The sequence below is a fragment of the Dysgonomonas hofstadii genome (assembly GCF_014196915.1).
Lineage (GTDB): Bacteria > Bacteroidota > Bacteroidia > Bacteroidales > Dysgonomonadaceae > Dysgonomonas > Dysgonomonas hofstadii.
Window position 1 is genome coordinate 86,430 of the sequence record NZ_JACIEP010000014.1, and the last position, 19,041, is coordinate 105,470.

Below are 19,041 nucleotides of genomic sequence, written 5' to 3' on the forward strand. Positions count from 1 at the left end.
ATGCAGAACAAAGGCTTTGTAATGACGTTTTCCATTCTCCTTGCATTGGTGTGTCTGTTCTACTTGTCTTTTACGTTTGTAACTAAAAGTTATGACAATAAAGCAATAGAATATGCTACATCATATGCTACAGAGCATGCAAAAGACAATCAACAATTGTACGAAGAGTTGTACAACAAAGAATACAACCGCTACCTCGATTCTATGTCTACGGAAAAAGTGTGGCTATCTATGGACTGGACAGGTTTAAACATGTTCCAGAACACAGGTTATACACTGAAACAATGCCGTGAAAAAGAGATCGGTCTCGGTCTTGACCTGAAAGGTGGTATGAGTGTTATCGTAGAAGTAGATGCGGCAGCAGTACTCCGTTCGCTGGGCGATCAGGAGAATGAAGCATTCATCACAGCTATCAATCAGGCTTCGGAAGAAAACCGTAAAGGTAGTAATCGTGACTTTATCACAATCTTCGTCGATAAGTTTAAAACAGCTAACGGGAACGATAAGTTAGCCGGAGTTTTCAGTACAAAGCTGAGAGACCAGATAACAGCGACCGACAAAGACGATAAAGTTGTTAGCGCTTTGCGTACAGAACTTCAAAGTATAGCCGACAACTCATTCCAGGTATTACGTACACGTATCGACCGCTTCGGGGTTGTGGCTCCGAATATTCAGAAGCTCGACCGTGCAGAACGTATTCTGATAGAACTACCGGGTATTAAAGAACCGGATCGTGTGAAGAAATTACTTCAGGGTAGTGCAAACCTCGAATTCTGGAAAACATATAACGGAACCGAAGTACAAGGTTATGTGGCAGCTCTTGCCGAACGTTCGAGAGAAGCCATCGCCGGAAACGTAACAACAACAGACTCTACCAACGTAGTTGTTGATTCTTTGGCTACTGCTCCTGCACCAGTTGCAAGCAGTCTTGGTTTTAACAAACCGCTGAACGAACTGTTGCAGATCGTACCTCATTCAGCGATCATAGGTTTTGCACATAAGAACGATACAGCAGCTATCAATACTATATTGTATAAATATCGTGACCTGTATCCTAGCGACCTTACATTTGCATGGGGTTTCAAAGCCGAAGATGCAAGGGAAACTCAGTTTGCATTATACACACTTCGTGGTGACGGTGTTAAAAAAGGCCCGGCATTGGACGGAGAAGTGGTTGTCTCTGCAAAAGCAGATCAATCGCAACACAGTGCAGCATGGGAAGTGGATATGCAGATGAACTCGACAGGAACACAACGTTGGGCTACAATAACAGGCGCTGAAAAAGGAAGAGCCATTGCTATCGTACTCGACGGATATGTATATTCGGCACCTAATGTAAACGATCGTATCGAAGGCGGACGCTCTCAGATCACCGGTAACTTCACTGTGGAAGATGCAAAGGACTTGGAGAACGTTCTTAGATCAGGTAAAATGAAAGCCGGTGTACGTATCGTACAGGAAGATGTGGTAGGTCCGTCTCTGGGACAGGAAGCTATCGACGCCGGTATGCTGTCGTTCGTGTTGGCTCTTATTATAGTGATGGCATATATGTGTCTTGCCTATGGTGTAATACCGGGCTTAATAGCTGATGCCGCTCTTCTTATCAACTTGTTCTTCACAATGGGTATTCTCGCATCCTTTGGTGCGGTGCTCACGTTACCGGGAATAACGGGACTCGTGCTCTCGCTGGGTATGGCAGTCGATGCCAACGTGCTTATCTACGAGCGTGCGAAAGAAGAACTTCGAGCGGGCAAGAATACGAAAGTGGCTATTATGGACGGGTACAAACATGCTTTCTCGGCCATATTCGATGCCAACGTTACTTCGATCCTTACAGCCGCTATTCTGATTATGTTCGGTACAGGTGCTATCCAGGGATTTGCAACAACATTGATCATCGGTATCATTGCATCGTTCATCACTGCGGTATTCCTTACCCGTATGTTCTACGACTTCATGCTGAACAAAGGTAAATTCCGTAACCTTACATTCACTACTCCGATAACAAGAAACCTGTTTGTAAATACCAATATCAACTTCCTTGGTATTACTAAAAAAGCTGCTATAATTCCTTTAGTTATTATAGTTGTAGGTATAGCTTCTATGTTTATCAACAGCATGAACTGGGGTATCGACTTCACAGGTGGACGCAATTACCTGGTACGTTTCGACCAGAAAGTGACTGCTGGTGATGTGGAAAAACTATTAGTTCCTGAATTCGAAGGTTCTACGGTACTTGTATTGACCAGTGGATCAGCCAGTCAGGCATCTACTTCAAGTCAGGTGCGTATAACAACCAACTATAAAGTAGAAGAAACCAGCGATGAGGTGGAAGCTGAAATCAAGGCTAAAATGACTAAAGCCCTTCAGCAATATCTGCCTGCCGGTAGTTCTATCGACAACTTTATACAAAGTTCGCAGCGTGTAGGGCCAAGTGTTGCCGAAGATTTGCAAAAATCGGCTTCGATAGCTGTAGTACTGGCGATCTTGTGTATGGGACTCTATATTCTGATCCGTTTCCGTGATGTAGCATTCTCGGTAGGTACGCTGGTTGCAGTGGCACACGATGCTATTCTGGTAATCTTCTTATATTCTATATTGTATAAGATCATGCCGTTCTCTATGGAAGTAGACCAGTCATTTATAGCTGCAATCCTTACAGTTGTGGGTTACTCTATCAATGACAAGGTGGTTATCTTCGACCGTATCCGTGAGATCAGGACTCTATATCCTAAACGTAATATTACCGAAACTATCAACGAGGCACTTAACTCAGCATTAGGACGTACGGTAAATACTGCCATGAGTACATTGCTCGGAGTATTCATCATATTCCTCTTGGGTGGTGATACGATCCGTAGCTTTACATTCGCTATCTTTATCGGTATCATTATCGGAACATTCTCTTCATTGTTCGTCGGAACTCCGGTTGCATGGGCAATGCTGAAAAAGAAACAAGATAAAGCATCATCCGAATCAAAATAAATACCAGGATAATCAATATACGAATGAGGGCTGATCATATATGATCAGCCCTCATTCTGTTTTATAATTGTTTCTTTAAAATCTAAAACCCACCGACAAATATATATTGTTAAAAGAGTCTGTCTATTTGTGAAATAACATCAATTTATCGTAAATAATATACTCTTTTTCGACTTAAAGAAAAAACTCCTTTAACTCTTTTAACTCTGTGGTAAAAAATAAAAAGTCGAGATGACTTCAAGATATAACTCTCTTTTAAAATGGCACAAAATCATTTCCATTACCTTGCATCGGTTGAAAACCTGTACCCGGGCCGGAATCTGACGGAGCACCACTGTTAATCTTCGAGGTGAAATTCTGACCTGCCCCAAAATTGTAATCGTCGTCTACATTCTGGAAACGAGCAAACTCACTCTTAAACCGCAGCAAGACATCACCGGTAGCACCGTTACGGTGCTTTGCAATGATAATTTCGGCAAGGCCAATCAGCGAATTACCTTTATCATCTTCAAATATCTTATAGTATTCGGGACGGTGAATAAAACACACCATGTCTGCATCCTGTTCGATGGCTCCCGACTCGCGAAGGTCTGACAGTTGCGGACGTTTTCCCTCAGCTCCTGCACGGCCTTCCACACCACGGTTTAGCTGCGACAGGGCAATGATAGGAATATTCAGTTCTTTCGCCAACCCTTTCAACGAGCGGGATATCATACTCACCTCCTGTTCGCGGCTTCCATAATTCATTCCGCTGGCATTCATCAATTGCAGATAGTCGATAATGATCATCCTGATGCCATGTTCGCGTACCAGGCGGCGGGCTTTTGTCCTCAACTCGAATACCGATAAACTCGGGGTGTCGTCTATAAACAGAGGGGCATCGTATAATTCTTTTATTTTGAAATCGAGCTGTTCCCATTCGTATGGGGCTAACTGTCCGTTCTTTATTTTTTCACCCGGAATCTCGCAGGTATTCACAATGAGACGGTTTACCAACTGTACGTTCGACATCTCCAGCGAGAACAAGGCGATCGGATAATTATAAGCTACAGCCATGTTTTTTGCCATGGATAAAACGAAGGCTGTTTTTCCCATCGCCGGACGGGCGGCGATAATCACCAGGTCGGAATTTTGCCACCCTGATGTTATCTTGTCCAAAGCTGTAAACCCTGTTTGTAATCCGCTAAGGCCTTCAGGACGGTTAGCCGCAATTTCCAGCAGGTTCAGCGCTTCTTTTATTACAGGATTTATTTGGGTAACATCTTTCTTTACATTTCGCTGCGAAATTTCGAAAAGCTTACTTTCGGCTTCCTGCATCAGATCGTCTACGTCCGATGTTTCGTCAAATGCTTTGTTTGTAACCAGGGAAGAAAAAGAGATAAGCTCTCTGGCCAGATATTTCTGGGCAATAATGCGCGCATGGAATTCGATATGTGCCGCAGAAGCTACTTTCTCTGTCAGTTGTGCTATATAAACCGGTCCGCCAACGGCTTCCAGTTCACCTTCTTTTTTGAGTTGTTCTACAACTGTCAGCATATCCACAGGAGCCTGACGTAGAGCCAGATCTACAATCGCCCTGTATATGGTTTGGTGAATAGAATCATAAAAACTATCGGGTTTCAGGATGTCGCTTACCAGAGAGTAAGCGTCTTTTTCGAGCATCAGTGCGCCAAGAATAGCTTCTTCAAGCTCCCGTGCCTGTGGTTGTACTCTCCCTATATCTGATATTAATGTTGTTTCTTTTTGTTTCCGTCTTCCCTGGTTCTTATTATTTGTGTCGGCCATTATTTATCTTTTCCTCCTTTACGTTAGATTTTTATTCAAAGATAAAATAAATAACGCTTAATGGCTAGTTAAGTTTTGAACAGCGATGTTAATAACTCTATCAATTTTCGGGAAATTATTGTTTTACGGATTGTATTTCGATTCTTTCAATATGGCATACGAATCGGTATCCAGAACTTTTTCTAAACTGGCGCCTGTTCTTGATACATATTTTTCAATCATCTGCAATCCTATCCATGCACCTAATCTGCCAGGCGAATCGGGGCCGATAGGCGCTGTGTTCGGCGCATCGTTCACATAGCGTGTAATAAGCATGTGGTCGGTGTCGTATAAATGGTTTTGTTTTACAATAGACTGCCATATGTTTTTTTCATTGCTTTTGCACCACGCCGACTGAGCAGCAGTGTAGCCGATAATATAATCCTCATCCTTTTCGGGTAGCAGCTGCATAAGAGCATATAATAATTTACCCTCATCTATCATAGCCATTATCAGGTTTTTGCCTTCATGGGTGGTTTCTATCACATTGTCGCTTATCAACCATGCCTTCAGATAGTCGCGTACTAAATACTGAGGCTGCATCTGCTGCCGTTCGTAAGGCTGAAAATAGCTTCTGTACCCGCTATATCCACTTCCCAGATACTTGTCTGCGGAAACAGATATCATATCATGCAATATGATAACGTTTTCTCTGTAGCCCGATACGTGCAAGCATAACTGAGGTAGTTTCTTGCCAGAAAAATGATTATTCACGTTCTTTTGCGCTGTTACCAATTCTTCCATATAAGGAGAAAAGTCGGAGAATGTATTCAATTCGTCTTTATACAACTGCATTAGCGAAGGATTGGAAAAATATTCCCTTAGCGATGAAATAACACTATCATCATTGTTATTGTCGACAGTAACACGTCCCAGCGCTAGTAAAAGCACCATGTTGTTCTTTTTCAGTGTGGCTTCTTTCAGCGAATCGGGTGCGATCAGATATTCGTACATTTCTTTGTCGAAACGCACAACAGGGGATTCCTCTTCTTGCAAACGGTTGCCGTTATTCTCACTTTTTAGTGTGCCCGAACAACCAATAAATGAAGTGAAGATAAATGCCAGCAAGTAAACTATATTTTTCATATTGGCAGCTTTTTCTATTTTAATGGTACTCTTTTGCGAAGATAACTTATATTTCGTAATTTTGCTCAACCTAAATATAAATTAAGACACACAAAATTATGCTTTACTTTAGAGATTTTGAATACGAATCGAGTGATAGTTTTATTTGTAGTTATGCAGGAGTTACTCCCGGCCAGTTGGAAAACGCTGTTACCGAAGCATTAGAATCGATGGGATATAAACATCTGGGAAGCGGGGTTTTTGAAAAAGGAAGCCGGGTGATGCGCTTACTATTCGGTGCGTTCTGCAAATATTTCAAGTTCAGGATTTCGATCGATTCCAGTGATTCCAGACTTATAAAGCTCCAGATAAGCAAAGCTACAACAGGTCTGTCGGGAGGAGTAATAGGTATCAATCAGGTGAAAAATGAAATGGAACATATGAAAAAAGTGTTCCAAACAATATAAACATATAAACGTTATAGTTGGGTGGAATGAAAATCCAACTTTAATATTGAAAAAAATGACTACAATACTAGGCATAGAATCTTCTTGTGATGATACTGCAGCAGCGGTTATACAAGACGGAGTACTCTTATCGAATATTATATCGAGCCAGAAAGTGCACGAAAGCTACGGAGGTGTAGTTCCCGAGCTGGCTTCGCGTGCGCATCAGCAGAACATAATACCTGTGGTAGACCAGGCTTTGAAAAAAGCAGGAGTGAAAAGGGAAGACCTTACGGCGATAGCCTTTACGCGTGGTCCTGGATTAATGGGTTCGCTGCTGGTAGGCACCTCTTTTGCCAAAGGATTGTCTTCGGCTCTGAATATACCGATGGTAGACGTTAACCATTTGCATGCCCATGTACTGGCTCATTTCATAAAAGAGAATAAGGATGATAATAACCAGCCTCAATACCCTTTCTTATGTCTGTTGGTATCGGGAGGAAATTCTCAGATCATCCTTGTGAAATCGTATAAAGAGATGGAAATTATCGGCCAGACGATAGATGATGCGGCCGGTGAAGCTTTCGACAAATGTGCCAAAGTGATGGGATTGGGTTATCCGGGTGGACCGATTGTCGATAAACTGGCAAAAGAGGGAAATCCCGACGCTTTTAAATTGAATAAACCGCATATAAAAGGTTATGACTACAGTTTCAGTGGGTTGAAAACATCTTTTCTGTATCTGCTGCGTGACGAACTGAAAAACGATCCCGACTTTATAGAAAAGAATAAGGCTGACTTGTGTGCTTCCTTGCAGAAAACCATTATCGAGATACTGATGGACAAACTACGTCTCGCCGCCAAAGATTTGGGTATTAAAGAAATAGCTGTTGCAGGAGGTGTGTCGGCAAATTCGGGTCTTCGTGCTGCTTTCGAAGACCATGCGAAACGTTATGGCTGGAAGATACATATACCTCCGTTCGGCTACACGACCGATAATGCGGCGATGATAGCCATAACAGGCTATTTTAAATATCAGGATGATGATTTCTGTTCGATGGATGCTGCACCTTATTCGCGGGTGGTGATGTAGGAATCTTCTTTAGATAAAGAAATAAATATTTTCATTCAAATTATATTACTAGTAATACCTATCTTTGTGCGTTAAAAACACTCAAAAAATGCAGTTCTACCTGACCATAATATTATTAATACTTGTTTTAGAATTTGTTTGGTCTCAATATCTGTCTTACCGCAACCGTAAGCGGATGAGTCCCCATATTCCTCTCCGGCTGGAAGGAATATATGATAAAGAGGACTACGCCAGGCAACAGGAATATCAAAAAGTTAACAGTCGTTTCGGATTATATATAAACCTGTTCTCTTTTGCGATGATGGTCGTTGTTTTATCATTTGGCCTTTTTGGATGGCTGGATGAGTATCTGAGACAATTTATCGATAATGAAATATTGTTGACTTTGGCGTTCATTGGAATAATTTATGTTGTCAATGAGATCATTACCCTCCCATTTGATTATTATGCTACGTTCGTTATCGAAGAACGATTTGGGTTCAATAAATCCACAAAAAGTACATTCTGGTTCGACCAACTGAAGGGACTCTTACTTGTAGTTGCCCTGGGGGGAGGTATATTAGCCCTTATTGTCTGGCTGTACGAGACATTGGGCGAATATGCATGGCTTTATGCATGGGGAGTGATCACCCTGTTTTCACTGTTTATGTCGTTGTTCTATTCAAATGTCATCGTACCTATGTTTAACAAGCAAACGCCGCTGGAAGAAGGAGAACTGCGTGATGCTATACAGAATTTTGCTTCTAAAGCCGGTTTTGCCGTTAACAACATATATGTGATGGATGCCTCGAAGCGTTCATCCAAAGCAAATGCGTATTTTACAGGATTCGGGGCAAAAAAGAGAATCGTACTGTTCGATACGCTGATAAACGACCTCGATACGGATGAAATTGTAGCTGTTCTGGCACATGAAATAGGGCATTACAAGAAAAAGCATACCATACAGGGAATCGTACAATCCATATTGTTTTCAGGAATTATGCTATTCCTACTTTCCTGGTTCCTCGATAATGAAGAAATCGCCCGGGCATTGGGTGGAGAAGAACCGTCTTTCCACCTGGGTATGATAGCATTCTCTATTCTTTTTACTCCCATATCGATGCTGACCGGGATTTTCTCAAGCATCCTCAGCCGTAAAAATGAATATCAGGCAGATGCCTATGCTGCAAGCTTTGGTCTGGCAGAACCGCTTATCAGTGGATTGAAAAAACTATCAGTAAAATCACTCAACAATCTCAATCCCGATCCATTATATGTATTTTTTAGTTATTCGCATCCAACGCTGTTACAGCGAATGGATGCGTTAAGAAAATAAGAATATTTTATAATGTTATTAAACCTTTTCATAACTTAGTATTCTTATATATTATAACGAATACTTACTGCTATGAAAAAAAATGCCATTTCATCAATTATTTCTCTTTTAGTTCTTTTGTCTATGTTTAGCTGTACGGTGCAGATCCCGGGGAATAATGCAAATGTGAGATATACTCAAAATAACAGGCAGATTGAAGAGAACGAAGCCCGATCACAGGAAGAAATTATAAAGGAATATAATCTGGATGAATTTATAACAAAAGATAACCGGGGGAATACTTCCGTAAAGAAAGATTCGTTTGGTAAAGCAATTATCGATAACGGAAAAGGTGATAAGATAGAAGTAGAACGTGATTCTTTTGGAAATAGTTATGTAAAAGATAAAAACGGAAAAAGAATAAAAATATCGAAAGGCTTTGCCGGTAGAACCGTTATTGAAGATGAAAAAGGAAATAAGAGCGAAGTTGTTGATAAAGATATATTCGGCAATATAACTATTAAAGATAGTAAAGGTAACAAGTTTAAAGTTACCAAAGATATCTTTGGAGATACCTATGTGGAAGATGAGAAAGGAAATAAGAAAAAAGTAAAATCAGATATATTCGGAAGAATTGAACTGGAATAGTGTTTATTCCATTTTCTGAAATATATTATTTATCTTAAAAATTATCTATTATGAGAGCTTACTATATATTTTTTATTCTGATTACATTGTTTGTTTCTAATATTTATCCCCAATCCGGAGAAAAGAAAAAAGTAGAAAAAGATATTTTTGGTAATACCATTATTACAGATGAGAAGGGAAATAAGACTAAAATAGAAAAGGATATATTCGGCAATACTATCATAACGGATAATAAGGGCAATAAGAAAAAAATAGAAAAAGATATTTTTGGAAACACCATTATTTCTGATAGTAAGGGAAATAAAACAACTATAGAAACAAATATATTTGGCGATACTGTTATTTCAGACAATAAAGGCAACAAAAAAACACTGGAAAAAGATATTTTTGGAAATACTATAATAAAGGATAATAAGGGAAATAAAACAACTATCGAAAAAGATATTTTCGGGAATACCATCATAAAAGATAATAAGGGAAATAAGACGACCATAGAAAAAGATATATTCGGCGATACTGTTATTAAGGATAATAATGGGAATAAGACCACGATAAAAGACGGAGCTTTTGACGAAGACGATTATGCGGCCGCTATAAAGAAAGAACTGTTTTTCGGTAAAGAAGAAAAACATGTCCATCCGCCCCGGAAAGATTTCAAGAGAAATATAAAAAAGGACTTTTTCGGTTATTGGGAATATGAAGACAGTGACAAAAAAAAGGCCTCTCTGAAAAAAGATATTTTTGATGCATGGATATACACTGATAATAATAAAAATGAGATAAATTTCTCAAAGGAATATTGGGGAGATATTCTCAAAGATCATAAGAATAGTGAAACAAGTGTATTTGTCTGGTTACTGGAAATGTGTGAAAATCTGAAAGATTATAAAGAAAAATATCATATAGACATATTCGGATATCAGCAATACGAAAATAATCAGAAAGAAAAAGCTTCTCTGAAAAAAGACATCTTTGATAAATATATTTACGAGGATAGCAAACGAAATAAAGTTGAATTCGATGAAAAAGAATGGACCCGGTATGTGAAAAGGTACCGTTCCGATAAGAAAGCTTTTATGGATCTTATTCAACGGAATTTATTCAGAGATTAATTTTTTTTCACCTGTATTTATGGAATCTTCGTATTTTTATCATCTATTGATCGTCAATAGATGATAAGCCTATGAAAACGTTTCTTTCCTTCTTTTTGTTTATATCGGTAAATATTTGCTTACTGGCACAGGAATCCGACGACAAAACAATTCATATCATGGTAGCCTTGTGCGATAATCAATATCAGGGAATTGTCAAAGTACCCAAAGGAATCGGTAACGGCCAGGACCCAAATTCAAATCTTTATTGGGGTTGTGGCTACGGGGTGCGTACTTTTTTCCGTAAAAGTGCCGATTGGAAGGAAGTCCGCAAATATAAAGTGAATGAGGTTATCCTTGAGCGGATCGTATTCAAGCATAAAACGAAAAACTATTACCTGGTTGCCGATGCTTACGACGGACGTTATATAAGCGATTGTACTATAGATTTTCTGAAATCGTGTTCAGGCATCAAAAAAGATACTGTGATGGTAGGTAAAACTGTTATCGGTATTAGTGGTAATGCCAGACTGGTGTCGTATGTAGGGCACAACGGGCTGATGGACTTCAAATTGGCAAATACCTATCAAAACACCGATGACAAAACCCGTGATGCAATTATCATAGCCTGTGCCAGTAAACAATATTTCAGTCAATATCTCAAAACGGCAAAAGCCAATCCATTGGTGTGGTCAACACATCTGATGAGCGCCGAAGCATATACCGTACACGATGCTATCAGGGCGTATATTAACGGACAACCCGCGTCAGCGGTACGTGAAGCCGCAGCTTCAGCATACAATAATTATCAAAAGTGTGGAATAAACGGGGCAAGAAGGCTGCTTGTCACCGGATTCTGACATTATTTCAGTATCTTATCCCGGGTTTCCTTTATTCCGGATATGTTATCTGTCGCCCACAGAACCAGATTTTCCAGGTGCGGTATCAGGCTGTTTCCTCTATCTGTTATATTATACTCTACCCGCGGCGGTACTTCGGCATACACCCTGCGTGTTATCAGCCCATCTGCTTCTAGCGATTTCAATGTAACTGTCAGCATGCGGTGCGAGATGTCACCGATTGTGCGATGAATGTCTCTAAATCGCATCACCCCGTTGGAATGCAGGGTTACCATAACCAGCATCGACCACTTATCGCCAAGCCGGCTCAGTATGTCACGGATAGGACAATCTCCTGTCGGTAAAAAATTTTGCATTTTTTTTCGTTATAATTAGCTGTAAGTGAGTATTACTTACCTATGTGTTAGTATATTACTTTCGTGTACCTTCTTGCAGGTAAAGATATCTTTGTATACTTTTGCTATACAAAGATAATAAACTTACTAAAAATAACTATTGTTTAATTTAATATTTGATATTATGGCAAAGAGGGTAGCAGTATTAGCAGTAAATCCAGTGAATGGATCGGGACTTTTCCAGTATCTGGAAGCATTCTTCGAAAACGGAGTGGAGTATAAAATATTTGCGGTAGCCGATAGTAAGGAAATTAAAACCAATTCGGGTGTAACGTTGGTTGTAGACGATGTGGTTGCCAATCTGAAAGGAAAAGAAGACGAATTCGACGTAGTTGTATTCGGTTGCGGCGATGCCATTCCTAAATTTGCAGAAAACGCAGGCAAACAGTATAATCAGGATATGCTGGCTGTACTGAAAGCGTTTGCTGACAAAGAAAAACTTGTTATAGGCCATTGTGCGGCCGCTATGATGCTGGATTCGATTGGTGTTGCCAATGGTAAAAAAGTTGCTGTTCACCCGTATGGAAAGCCGGCTATCAAGAATGCAATAGCTACAGATGAGAAATTTGAGGTCGATGGTAACTTCTATACAGCTCAAACGGAAGATACAATCTGGATGCTCATTCCTGAAATACTGAAAGTGTTGAAATAACCAAATTTGAATTCAAATAACAGAGGTTTTTTGAATTTGATTTCTCAAAAAGCCTCTTGTTGTTTATAGAAGGTATTAACTTTATTGTACATCTTTATCTATACAGGAAAAAGATGAACAAAACAAGTGTATTTTACCGTAATTTAGAAGCCTATAGCAAAGGTCTGCGTTATATTGTAAATAAAGGTTCCACCCGTTCCTCAAAGACATACAGTATACTCCAGCTGCTAGTCCATATTATCAACACATCTGCCGATCCATTGGTTATATCCGTTGTGTCCGAATCTATGCCTCATCTGAAAAAAGGGTGTATACGCGATTTCAGGGAAATTCTTTTAGCCGAGGGAAAATGGAACGACAAAGACTGGAATGCTACCGATAAGATATATAAGATAAATTCGTCGATGATAGAGTTCTTCTCGGCCGACAATCCTTCGAAAGTGCACGGTCCGTCACGCGATGTACTTTATATTAATGAATGTATCAATGTCGACTATGAAATATACCGCCAACTGGCGATAAGAACAACACGTTCGGTTTTTCTCGATTGTAATCCCTGCTTCGAATTTTGGCTCGACGAAAAGGTACTGGTACAGACAAACGAATCGCAGCTTATCCATTCTACTTATAAAGATAATGAATACCTTTCCGTAGCACAAATAAAGGAGATAGAATCGAACCGGGGCGACGAAGACTGGTGGCAGGTTTACGGAGAAGGGCTTACCGGATCGCATAAGGGAGTGGTGGTTCGCAACTGGGACATTGTTCCCCAAATGCCCGATATGTATAAGAAACGCTGGATAGGTATGGACTTCGGATTCACCAATGATCCTACTGCTATTGTCGACATCAGGTTAGCCGGAGGCGAACTGTGGGTCGATGAACTGCTTTATGCTAAAGGATACGATAATATGATGATAGCTTCCCACCTCGAAAGCCTGGATATTCCCCGCGATACGTTGATTATTGCTGATAGCGCCGAACCTAAAAGCATAAAGGAAATATCGATAATGGGATGGAAAACCGAAGCAGCCCAGAAAGGGCAGGATAGTGTAAATACCGGTATTTCTATATTGAATCGCTACAAAAAGCATATTACACAGAGCAGTGTGAATATAATAAATGAGTATCGCAATTACCGCTGGAAAAACGATGCTTTCGGTAACCCTACCAATGTGCCGGTTGATCGTTATAATCATTCTATTGATGCTCAGCGTTATGTGTGTCTTAATCAGTTGATGGAAAAGAATAGTGGATTAAGCTATTCTGTTATTAAAGGTAAAGCGTAATAGAGAATGGCGGGAGAGAAATTCATCCACTTAATATCCTTATATATAGATAGTAAAATAAAAAAATATCTGCTCAAAATAATACTTTAACAGAAAATAATAAGTGGACTTAGTATTTTCTATATTTTTTAACATAATTAATATTGTCTATGTAAATGAAATGACGCACCTTTGCATTGTGAACGATTGTTCATTTTAAGAGTTGCAAAATGAAATATAGTAGAGAGTATATATTACGGCGGGCGTTCGATGTATTTATGAACAGAGGATATGATAGTACTTCCATCTCTGTTTTACAGGAAGAACTCAATATGTCCAGAGGGGCAATGTACCGCTATTTCCGCAATAAAGAAGAATTATTTCTGGCTGTTATAGACACATATTTCTTCAGTCTGTTCGAAAAACTGTTGAAGAATGCCAATAAAGATTTAACTACCAGTGAGCTGATAGAGTTTATTCACCGGAGACAACGATTGGTGATAAATGCCTTTACCCGGGCGGGTGTGACTCATACGGCGTTCTTGAATTATACTGCACTGATGATGCAGGGAGCGAAGCATTATCCGAAGTTTCTGGATCGTTTCTATGTGATAAATAAGAAGCTGTTGGAAACATGGAGAGGTGCTTTGCAGAAAAGTATTGAAGCCGGTGAAATAAGGCAGGATATCGATATCGATATAATGTGTATTTTGTTTAACAGCATCAGTATAAAAGAATCGTCTGACAGGTATACTGATGATTCGATGTTTGCGGTAAATATAATGCATGATATGGATCGCAGGAAGGAAGTGATGGATTACCTGTATTCCCTGATCAGTAGCAAGAACTGATATATTATATATAATCGTTGGCAATTAGAGTAAAAAGTGAATGATTGTTCATTCAATGGTGCATTTTAATAAACAAATAAGGAAAAAATGACTAGGATAATTGCTATACTAACACAAAAAGGTTCGTTGAGTAAAGGCGTTCATGAAAATACTACGGTAAACCTTTTTGCAGTTGACGGTGAAGACAAGGTAAAAGGAGTGGAAAGTTTAAAACTGGAAAATGCCGAAAATAATTACTTTTCACTATTAATGGCGCTGAAGAAAGTGAGCCTCATCTACATCGAGTCGATGAATAATGATCTGAAAAAACTATTGGAGGTGATAGGAATAAAGACAAAATGCGGAAGCGAAATAGTGAACGATCGTTTTATCAATCAATTCATATTTGATTAAACTGGCAAAAAATGAAAAAGTATTATTTATTGGCATTACTTTTGGTTACAATTGTGAATATTTCGGCACAGGAAGATATGAAATATCTGGTTAGCGACAGTGTCCTTGATAAATACAACGAGGCCATGCAGGACCCTAACATATTTAAGCCCAGACATCTTGATATTTCAGAAGATGAAGCCTTAAAAATGGCCGACCGTTTACCGTCGTTTGCTGTTTACAGAGATACATACTTCGTTACAGGAGTCCCTTTGAATAAGGAAATTACAAGTAAATCGGCTGATGCATCCTTTCAGGTGAGTATAAGGCAGAGACTTACCAAGAGTATCCTCCCGTTCAAATCATTCCTGTATCTGACCTATAGCCAGAAGTCATTTTGGGATATATATGCCGAATCGAGTCCGTTTAAGGATACAAATTACAATCCGGGATTAGGGCTGGGTAAATATCTTTTCTACAAAAACAAGCTGGTGGGAGCGGCATTTGTCCAGGTGAAGCATGAATCGAACGGACGCGAGGGTGAAGAATCCAGAAGCTGGAATTATCTGAGCCTTTCCATGAAGTACTACTTCAATGCAAGGTTTAATCTGGCCGGTGAATTTTGGGTTCCGTGGGTCGATGGAAGCAACAATAAGGACTTGCTCGATTACAGGGGAATAGGATTCTTGTCTGTCAATTACATCAGCGATAAGCACAGATGGTGGTTGTCGGCCGATATAAACCCCAGAAAAGGTTTTATTAAGATGAATACAACAGCAACAGCTGCGTTCCGTATATCGGAAAGATCAAATATATACTTATTCGGACGATTTTTTCAAGGATATGGTGAAGGCCTGCTCGAATATAATAAATACACAATGAACGCGAGGTTCGGTATTTGTATAAAGCCCGATTTCTATAATGTCTTTTAAAGAAAGATATATGCCGTTCGTCGGGAGATAAAGGCCGTTCGTCATTTTTTTATTGTTGTTTGTGACTTTTTGGGATAGATTCGCATCAAATATAACACATGAACACAAGTATGAAAGAGTTAAATAATTTTCGGTTCAAGACATGGCATTTTATTCTATTATTAGCCATCATGTTTGTATCTACCAATATACTGGGGAATATAAATATTAAACGGACTCCTGCTTATTTGGAAGAAACGTGTTTTGTAGAAATCGACGACAGCACTTTTGGCGAGGCCATATCATCAGACATTTCATTCGTCCTCTTCTACAAGGAAGATTCAGATCTATGCACCAGAATGGAATATAATGTCAATCGCCTGGCCGAGCTAATTCAGGGCGAAAAAGTGAATTTTTACAAACTCGACATAGAAAAATATCCGGGCAGGTACAGCAAATATGATATGTCGGGTACGCCCAGCATTATCATTTACAAACGAGGGAAGGAAATAGAAAGGCTTATGGGAATAGTTCCCGTATCCAATTTGGAAATTATATATAATAGGGTAGTAAAATGAGAATAGTGGTTAATCCTAAATACGAGGGGCTTGACGGTTTCATAAGATCGATCCCCCTGATTTTTCCCTGGGAGGGAGAAATTGTATATAAAGCTCGTAATACGATAAAAGTATTTGAGGTAGACGGACTGAGGGTGAACGTGAAGTCGTTTAAACAGCCTATCCTTATCAACAGGTTTGCATACAGGTATATACGTAAGTCGAAAGCCGAACGTTCTTACCAGAATGCACAGTATATACTGGATAAAGGAATTAAAACTCCCGATCCGATAGCATATATAGAAATGTGTAGTAATGGTTTGATGAGCGAGTCGTATTACATCTCTATACACGAACAGGTGGAAGGAACCATGAGGGAGATATACAAACAGAGCGAAGACCAGAGTAAGGAACTCATACAGGCTTTCACGCTCTTTACAGCCCAAATGCATAAAAGCGGTATTATACATAAGGATTATTCTCCGGGTAATATATTATATAAGAAAGTAGGCGGCGGATATGAATTTTATCTGATAGACCTTAACCGGATGAAGTTCAAAAAGCCCAATATACTGGATAGTTGCAAGAGTTTCTGTCGGCTGAGGGCCAGTAATAATACATTGGACTTCATAGGTGAAGAATATTCAAAAATACGTAAATATGATGAAAAATCATGTCAGATGCTAATACATCTGTATAATCGGCGTTTTTGGAAAAAGCATCTGGCGCGTCACCCTGAAAGCAGGTATCAATTTCAATAAAACTAACTTTTATAAGATTATGCTTATCAACTCAGTAGGATATTACATTCCTGAAACAAGAATCCCCAATGATTACTTTACCGGGGTAAACGGGCTGACCAGCGACTGGATTGCCCAACGTACAGGTATGCTGAGCCGTTCGAGAGCTTCCGAGAGGGAAACGATGGACTATATGTGCAGCCGTAAAAAATGCCCTGCATGCTTTACCTTACGATATCAGGGAAGTAGACCTGATCGTATTTGCTTCCTATACTCCCTCTGATACCATTGCGACAACAGGGCATCAGATACAACGCGAATACAATATAGACGATGCGAAAGTATTTTACATATCGTCGGCTTGTTCATCGGGTGTTAATGCCCTTGAAATTATCAGAGCTTTCTTTTATTCACAAATAGCTACAAAGGCATTGTTGATATGTGCCGATCGTAACTCTACTTACTCCGACGATACCGATTGCATGTCGGGGCATCTTTGGGGTGACGGGGCTACGGCTTATTTTCTGTCGGATATATCTTTTTCGGAAAAGGAGCCCAGAGTAATTGATATCATGACCCAGGGATTGGGACATATCGGTCACGGACCAGAAGCAGTGTATCTTGAGCCGAAAGAAAAAGGCTTGCAAATGCCATTCGGAAAAGACGTATTTATGCAGGCGTGCACTTATATTGCCCAGAATACAAAGGATATACTGGAGTGGAACAGCCACTCTGTCGAAGACCTTTCTTATTTTATAGGTCATCAGGCTAATATGAGGATAATAAAAAATGTAGCCAAACAACTTGAAATAGAAGATGAAAAAATACTATCTAATATAGAGGAATTAGGCAATACCGGTTCTGCCAGTGCGTTTCTGGTATTTGCCCAAAACTTCGGTAAATTCAGATCGGGAGATCTGGTGTGTCTATCCGTCTTTGGCGGTGGATACTCGGCCGGAGCCTGCCTCATACAATTTCCTACATTATAAATATGATGGCTGGTCCATCATTAAAAACAGATTGATTATGGTTTATCAAAGAACTTTAAAAAGCAGCTTTACATTGCAAGGTAAAGGGTTGCACACAGGATTGAACATTAAAATTACTTTTAATCCTGCCCCTGAAAATCATGGTTATAAAATCAGAAGGACAGATGTTCCCGGACAACCAATTATAGATGCCCTGGCCGAGAATGTGGCGGCTACTCAGAGGGGAACAGTTTTGTCGGCAAATGGTGTGCAAGTGAGCACAGTAGAACACGCGCTGGCGGCTCTCTATGCCTGCGAAATTGATAACTGCCTGATTGACGTAGATGCACCCGAGGTGCCTATAATGGACGGTAGTTCCATTATGTTTGTCAGCAAGATAAAGGAAGTCGGCGCACAACAGCAGGATGCTGAAAGAAAATACATCATGTTTAAGCGCAAAAGAGTTAAAGTCGTAGACAAGGCTACAGGTTCTTCGATGCTTCTGATGCCCGACGAATCGTTTAGTATACAGTCACACATTACCTTCAACTCCACATTGCTGCGGCAGCAGGATGCTCATATGAACGATTTGGCAGAGTTTACGAGGGATTTTGCTCCGGCTCGCACGTTTGTTTTTGTGAGGGAAGTAATGCCGTTGCTCGAAAACAATCTGGTGAAAGGCGGTGATCTGGACAATGCGATTGTGATCTATGATAAGCAGATAGCGCAAAATGACTTTGACCATCTGGCCGATGTGATGGGTGTGAAGAGGAAAGATGCTTCTAAGCTGGGCTATATTATGAACAAACCATTGCTGTACCCTAACGAACCGGCACGCCATAAGCTGCTCGATATTATAGGTGACATCGCATTGGTGGGATACTTCATAAAGGGAAAGATCATAGCCAACTGTCCCGGACACGGTATCAACAACCTGTTTGCCCGCGCTATACGCGAAGCGATATTTGCAGAAAAGAAGCCGAAACTGGAACTGAGTTTGCTGGCAGAGATTCCGGCATAA

General features: G+C 40.0%; 18 protein-coding genes and 1 pseudogene. 16 read left to right on the top strand and 3 right to left on the bottom strand.

Annotated features, from left to right (window positions below; translation table 11 throughout):
• Positions 1 to 2,985, top strand: coding sequence for a protein translocase subunit SecDF (secDF, locus tag GGR21_RS16625; protein ID WP_183308361.1), 2,985 nt, complete (start codon positions 1 to 3; stop codon positions 2,983 to 2,985).
• 255 nt (positions 2,986 to 3,240) lie between these two features.
• On the opposite strand, the gene dnaB is transcribed toward secDF, so the two are convergent.
• Together dnaB and gldB are read right to left on the bottom strand one after the other, a co-directional pair.
• Complete coding sequence (gene dnaB, locus GGR21_RS16630) at positions 3,241 to 4,770, bottom strand: replicative DNA helicase (protein WP_183308362.1); 1,530 nt, start codon at positions 4,768 to 4,770, stop codon at positions 3,241 to 3,243.
• A 123-nt stretch (positions 4,771 to 4,893) separates the two neighbouring features.
• Complete coding sequence (gene gldB / locus GGR21_RS16635) at positions 4,894 to 5,895, bottom strand: gliding motility lipoprotein GldB (RefSeq protein ID WP_183308363.1); 1,002 nt, start codon at positions 5,893 to 5,895, stop codon at positions 4,894 to 4,896.
• Between the two features lie 98 nt (positions 5,896 to 5,993).
• On the opposite strand from gldB, the gene GGR21_RS16640 reads away from it, so the two are divergent.
• From GGR21_RS16640 to GGR21_RS16665, 6 genes are all read left to right on the top strand, one after another.
• A complete protein-coding gene (locus tag GGR21_RS16640) occupies positions 5,994 to 6,341 on the top strand; it encodes a hypothetical protein (protein WP_183308364.1) in 348 nt (115 codons plus the stop codon).
• A 55-nt stretch (positions 6,342 to 6,396) separates the two neighbouring features.
• Positions 6,397 to 7,413, top strand: coding sequence for a tRNA (adenosine(37)-N6)-threonylcarbamoyltransferase complex transferase subunit TsaD (gene tsaD, locus GGR21_RS16645; protein ID WP_183308365.1), 1,017 nt, complete (start codon positions 6,397 to 6,399; stop codon positions 7,411 to 7,413).
• An 88-nt stretch (positions 7,414 to 7,501) separates the two neighbouring features.
• Positions 7,502 to 8,728: a M48 family metallopeptidase gene (locus GGR21_RS16650; protein WP_183308366.1), complete on the top strand. Its 1,227-nt coding sequence runs from the start codon at positions 7,502 to 7,504 to the stop codon at positions 8,726 to 8,728.
• A gap of 72 nt (positions 8,729 to 8,800) precedes the next feature.
• The gene (locus GGR21_RS16655) at positions 8,801 to 9,355 is read left to right on the top strand and encodes a hypothetical protein (RefSeq protein ID WP_183308367.1); all 555 of its coding nucleotides are present in this window, start codon (positions 8,801 to 8,803) and stop codon (positions 9,353 to 9,355) included.
• A 50-nt stretch (positions 9,356 to 9,405) separates the two neighbouring features.
• Positions 9,406 to 10,467, top strand: coding sequence for a hypothetical protein (locus GGR21_RS16660; RefSeq protein WP_183308368.1), 1,062 nt, complete (start codon positions 9,406 to 9,408; stop codon positions 10,465 to 10,467).
• A 71-nt stretch (positions 10,468 to 10,538) separates the two neighbouring features.
• The gene (locus GGR21_RS16665) at positions 10,539 to 11,306 is read left to right on the top strand and encodes a hypothetical protein (protein ID WP_183308369.1); all 768 of its coding nucleotides are present in this window, start codon (positions 10,539 to 10,541) and stop codon (positions 11,304 to 11,306) included.
• 2 nt (positions 11,307 to 11,308) lie between these two features.
• Here GGR21_RS16665 and GGR21_RS16670 read toward each other — a convergent pair whose 3' ends face one another.
• Positions 11,309 to 11,662 carry a winged helix-turn-helix transcriptional regulator gene (locus tag GGR21_RS16670; RefSeq protein ID WP_183308370.1) on the bottom strand — a complete coding sequence of 118 codons (354 nt, stop codon included), beginning with the start codon at positions 11,660 to 11,662 and terminating at the stop codon, positions 11,309 to 11,311.
• Between the two features lie 163 nt (positions 11,663 to 11,825).
• Here GGR21_RS16670 and GGR21_RS16675 point away from each other — a divergent pair, with 163 nt between their 5' ends.
• The 9 genes and pseudogenes from GGR21_RS16675 to GGR21_RS16715 all read left to right on the top strand — a co-directional run bounded on the left by GGR21_RS16675 (position 11,826) and on the right by GGR21_RS16715 (position 19,041).
• Positions 11,826 to 12,353, top strand: a complete 528-nt coding sequence (locus GGR21_RS16675; RefSeq protein WP_183308371.1) for a DJ-1/PfpI family protein — start codon at positions 11,826 to 11,828, stop codon at positions 12,351 to 12,353.
• Positions 12,354 to 12,466: 113 nt separating this feature from the next.
• Positions 12,467 to 13,642 carry a PBSX family phage terminase large subunit gene (locus GGR21_RS16680; protein WP_183308372.1) on the top strand — a complete coding sequence of 392 codons (1,176 nt, stop codon included), beginning with the start codon at positions 12,467 to 12,469 and terminating at the stop codon, positions 13,640 to 13,642.
• A gap of 209 nt (positions 13,643 to 13,851) precedes the next feature.
• On the top strand, positions 13,852 to 14,472 hold the full coding sequence (locus tag GGR21_RS16685; RefSeq protein WP_183308373.1) for a TetR/AcrR family transcriptional regulator: 621 nt from the start codon (positions 13,852 to 13,854) through the stop codon (positions 14,470 to 14,472).
• An 87-nt stretch (positions 14,473 to 14,559) separates the two neighbouring features.
• On the top strand, positions 14,560 to 14,865 hold the full coding sequence (locus GGR21_RS16690) for a hypothetical protein (protein WP_183308374.1): 306 nt from the start codon (positions 14,560 to 14,562) through the stop codon (positions 14,863 to 14,865).
• 11 nt (positions 14,866 to 14,876) lie between these two features.
• Positions 14,877 to 15,776 carry a phospholipase A gene (locus GGR21_RS16695; RefSeq protein ID WP_183308375.1) on the top strand — a complete coding sequence of 300 codons (900 nt, stop codon included), beginning with the start codon at positions 14,877 to 14,879 and terminating at the stop codon, positions 15,774 to 15,776.
• A 110-nt stretch (positions 15,777 to 15,886) separates the two neighbouring features.
• Positions 15,887 to 16,333, top strand: a complete 447-nt coding sequence (locus tag GGR21_RS16700) for a thioredoxin family protein (RefSeq protein ID WP_183308376.1) — start codon at positions 15,887 to 15,889, stop codon at positions 16,331 to 16,333.
• Complete coding sequence (locus GGR21_RS16705; protein ID WP_183308377.1) at positions 16,330 to 17,073, top strand: lipopolysaccharide kinase InaA family protein; 744 nt, start codon at positions 16,330 to 16,332, stop codon at positions 17,071 to 17,073. The genes GGR21_RS16700 and GGR21_RS16705 overlap by 4 nt, the downstream gene beginning before the upstream one ends.
• 19 nt (positions 17,074 to 17,092) lie before the next feature.
• Positions 17,093 to 18,041, top strand: a pseudogene (locus GGR21_RS16710) (3-oxoacyl-ACP synthase III family protein).
• A 37-nt stretch (positions 18,042 to 18,078) separates the two neighbouring features.
• Positions 18,079 to 19,041 (top strand): UDP-3-O-acyl-N-acetylglucosamine deacetylase, encoded by a 963-nt coding sequence (locus GGR21_RS16715; RefSeq protein ID WP_183308378.1) that lies wholly within the window; start codon positions 18,079 to 18,081, stop codon positions 19,039 to 19,041.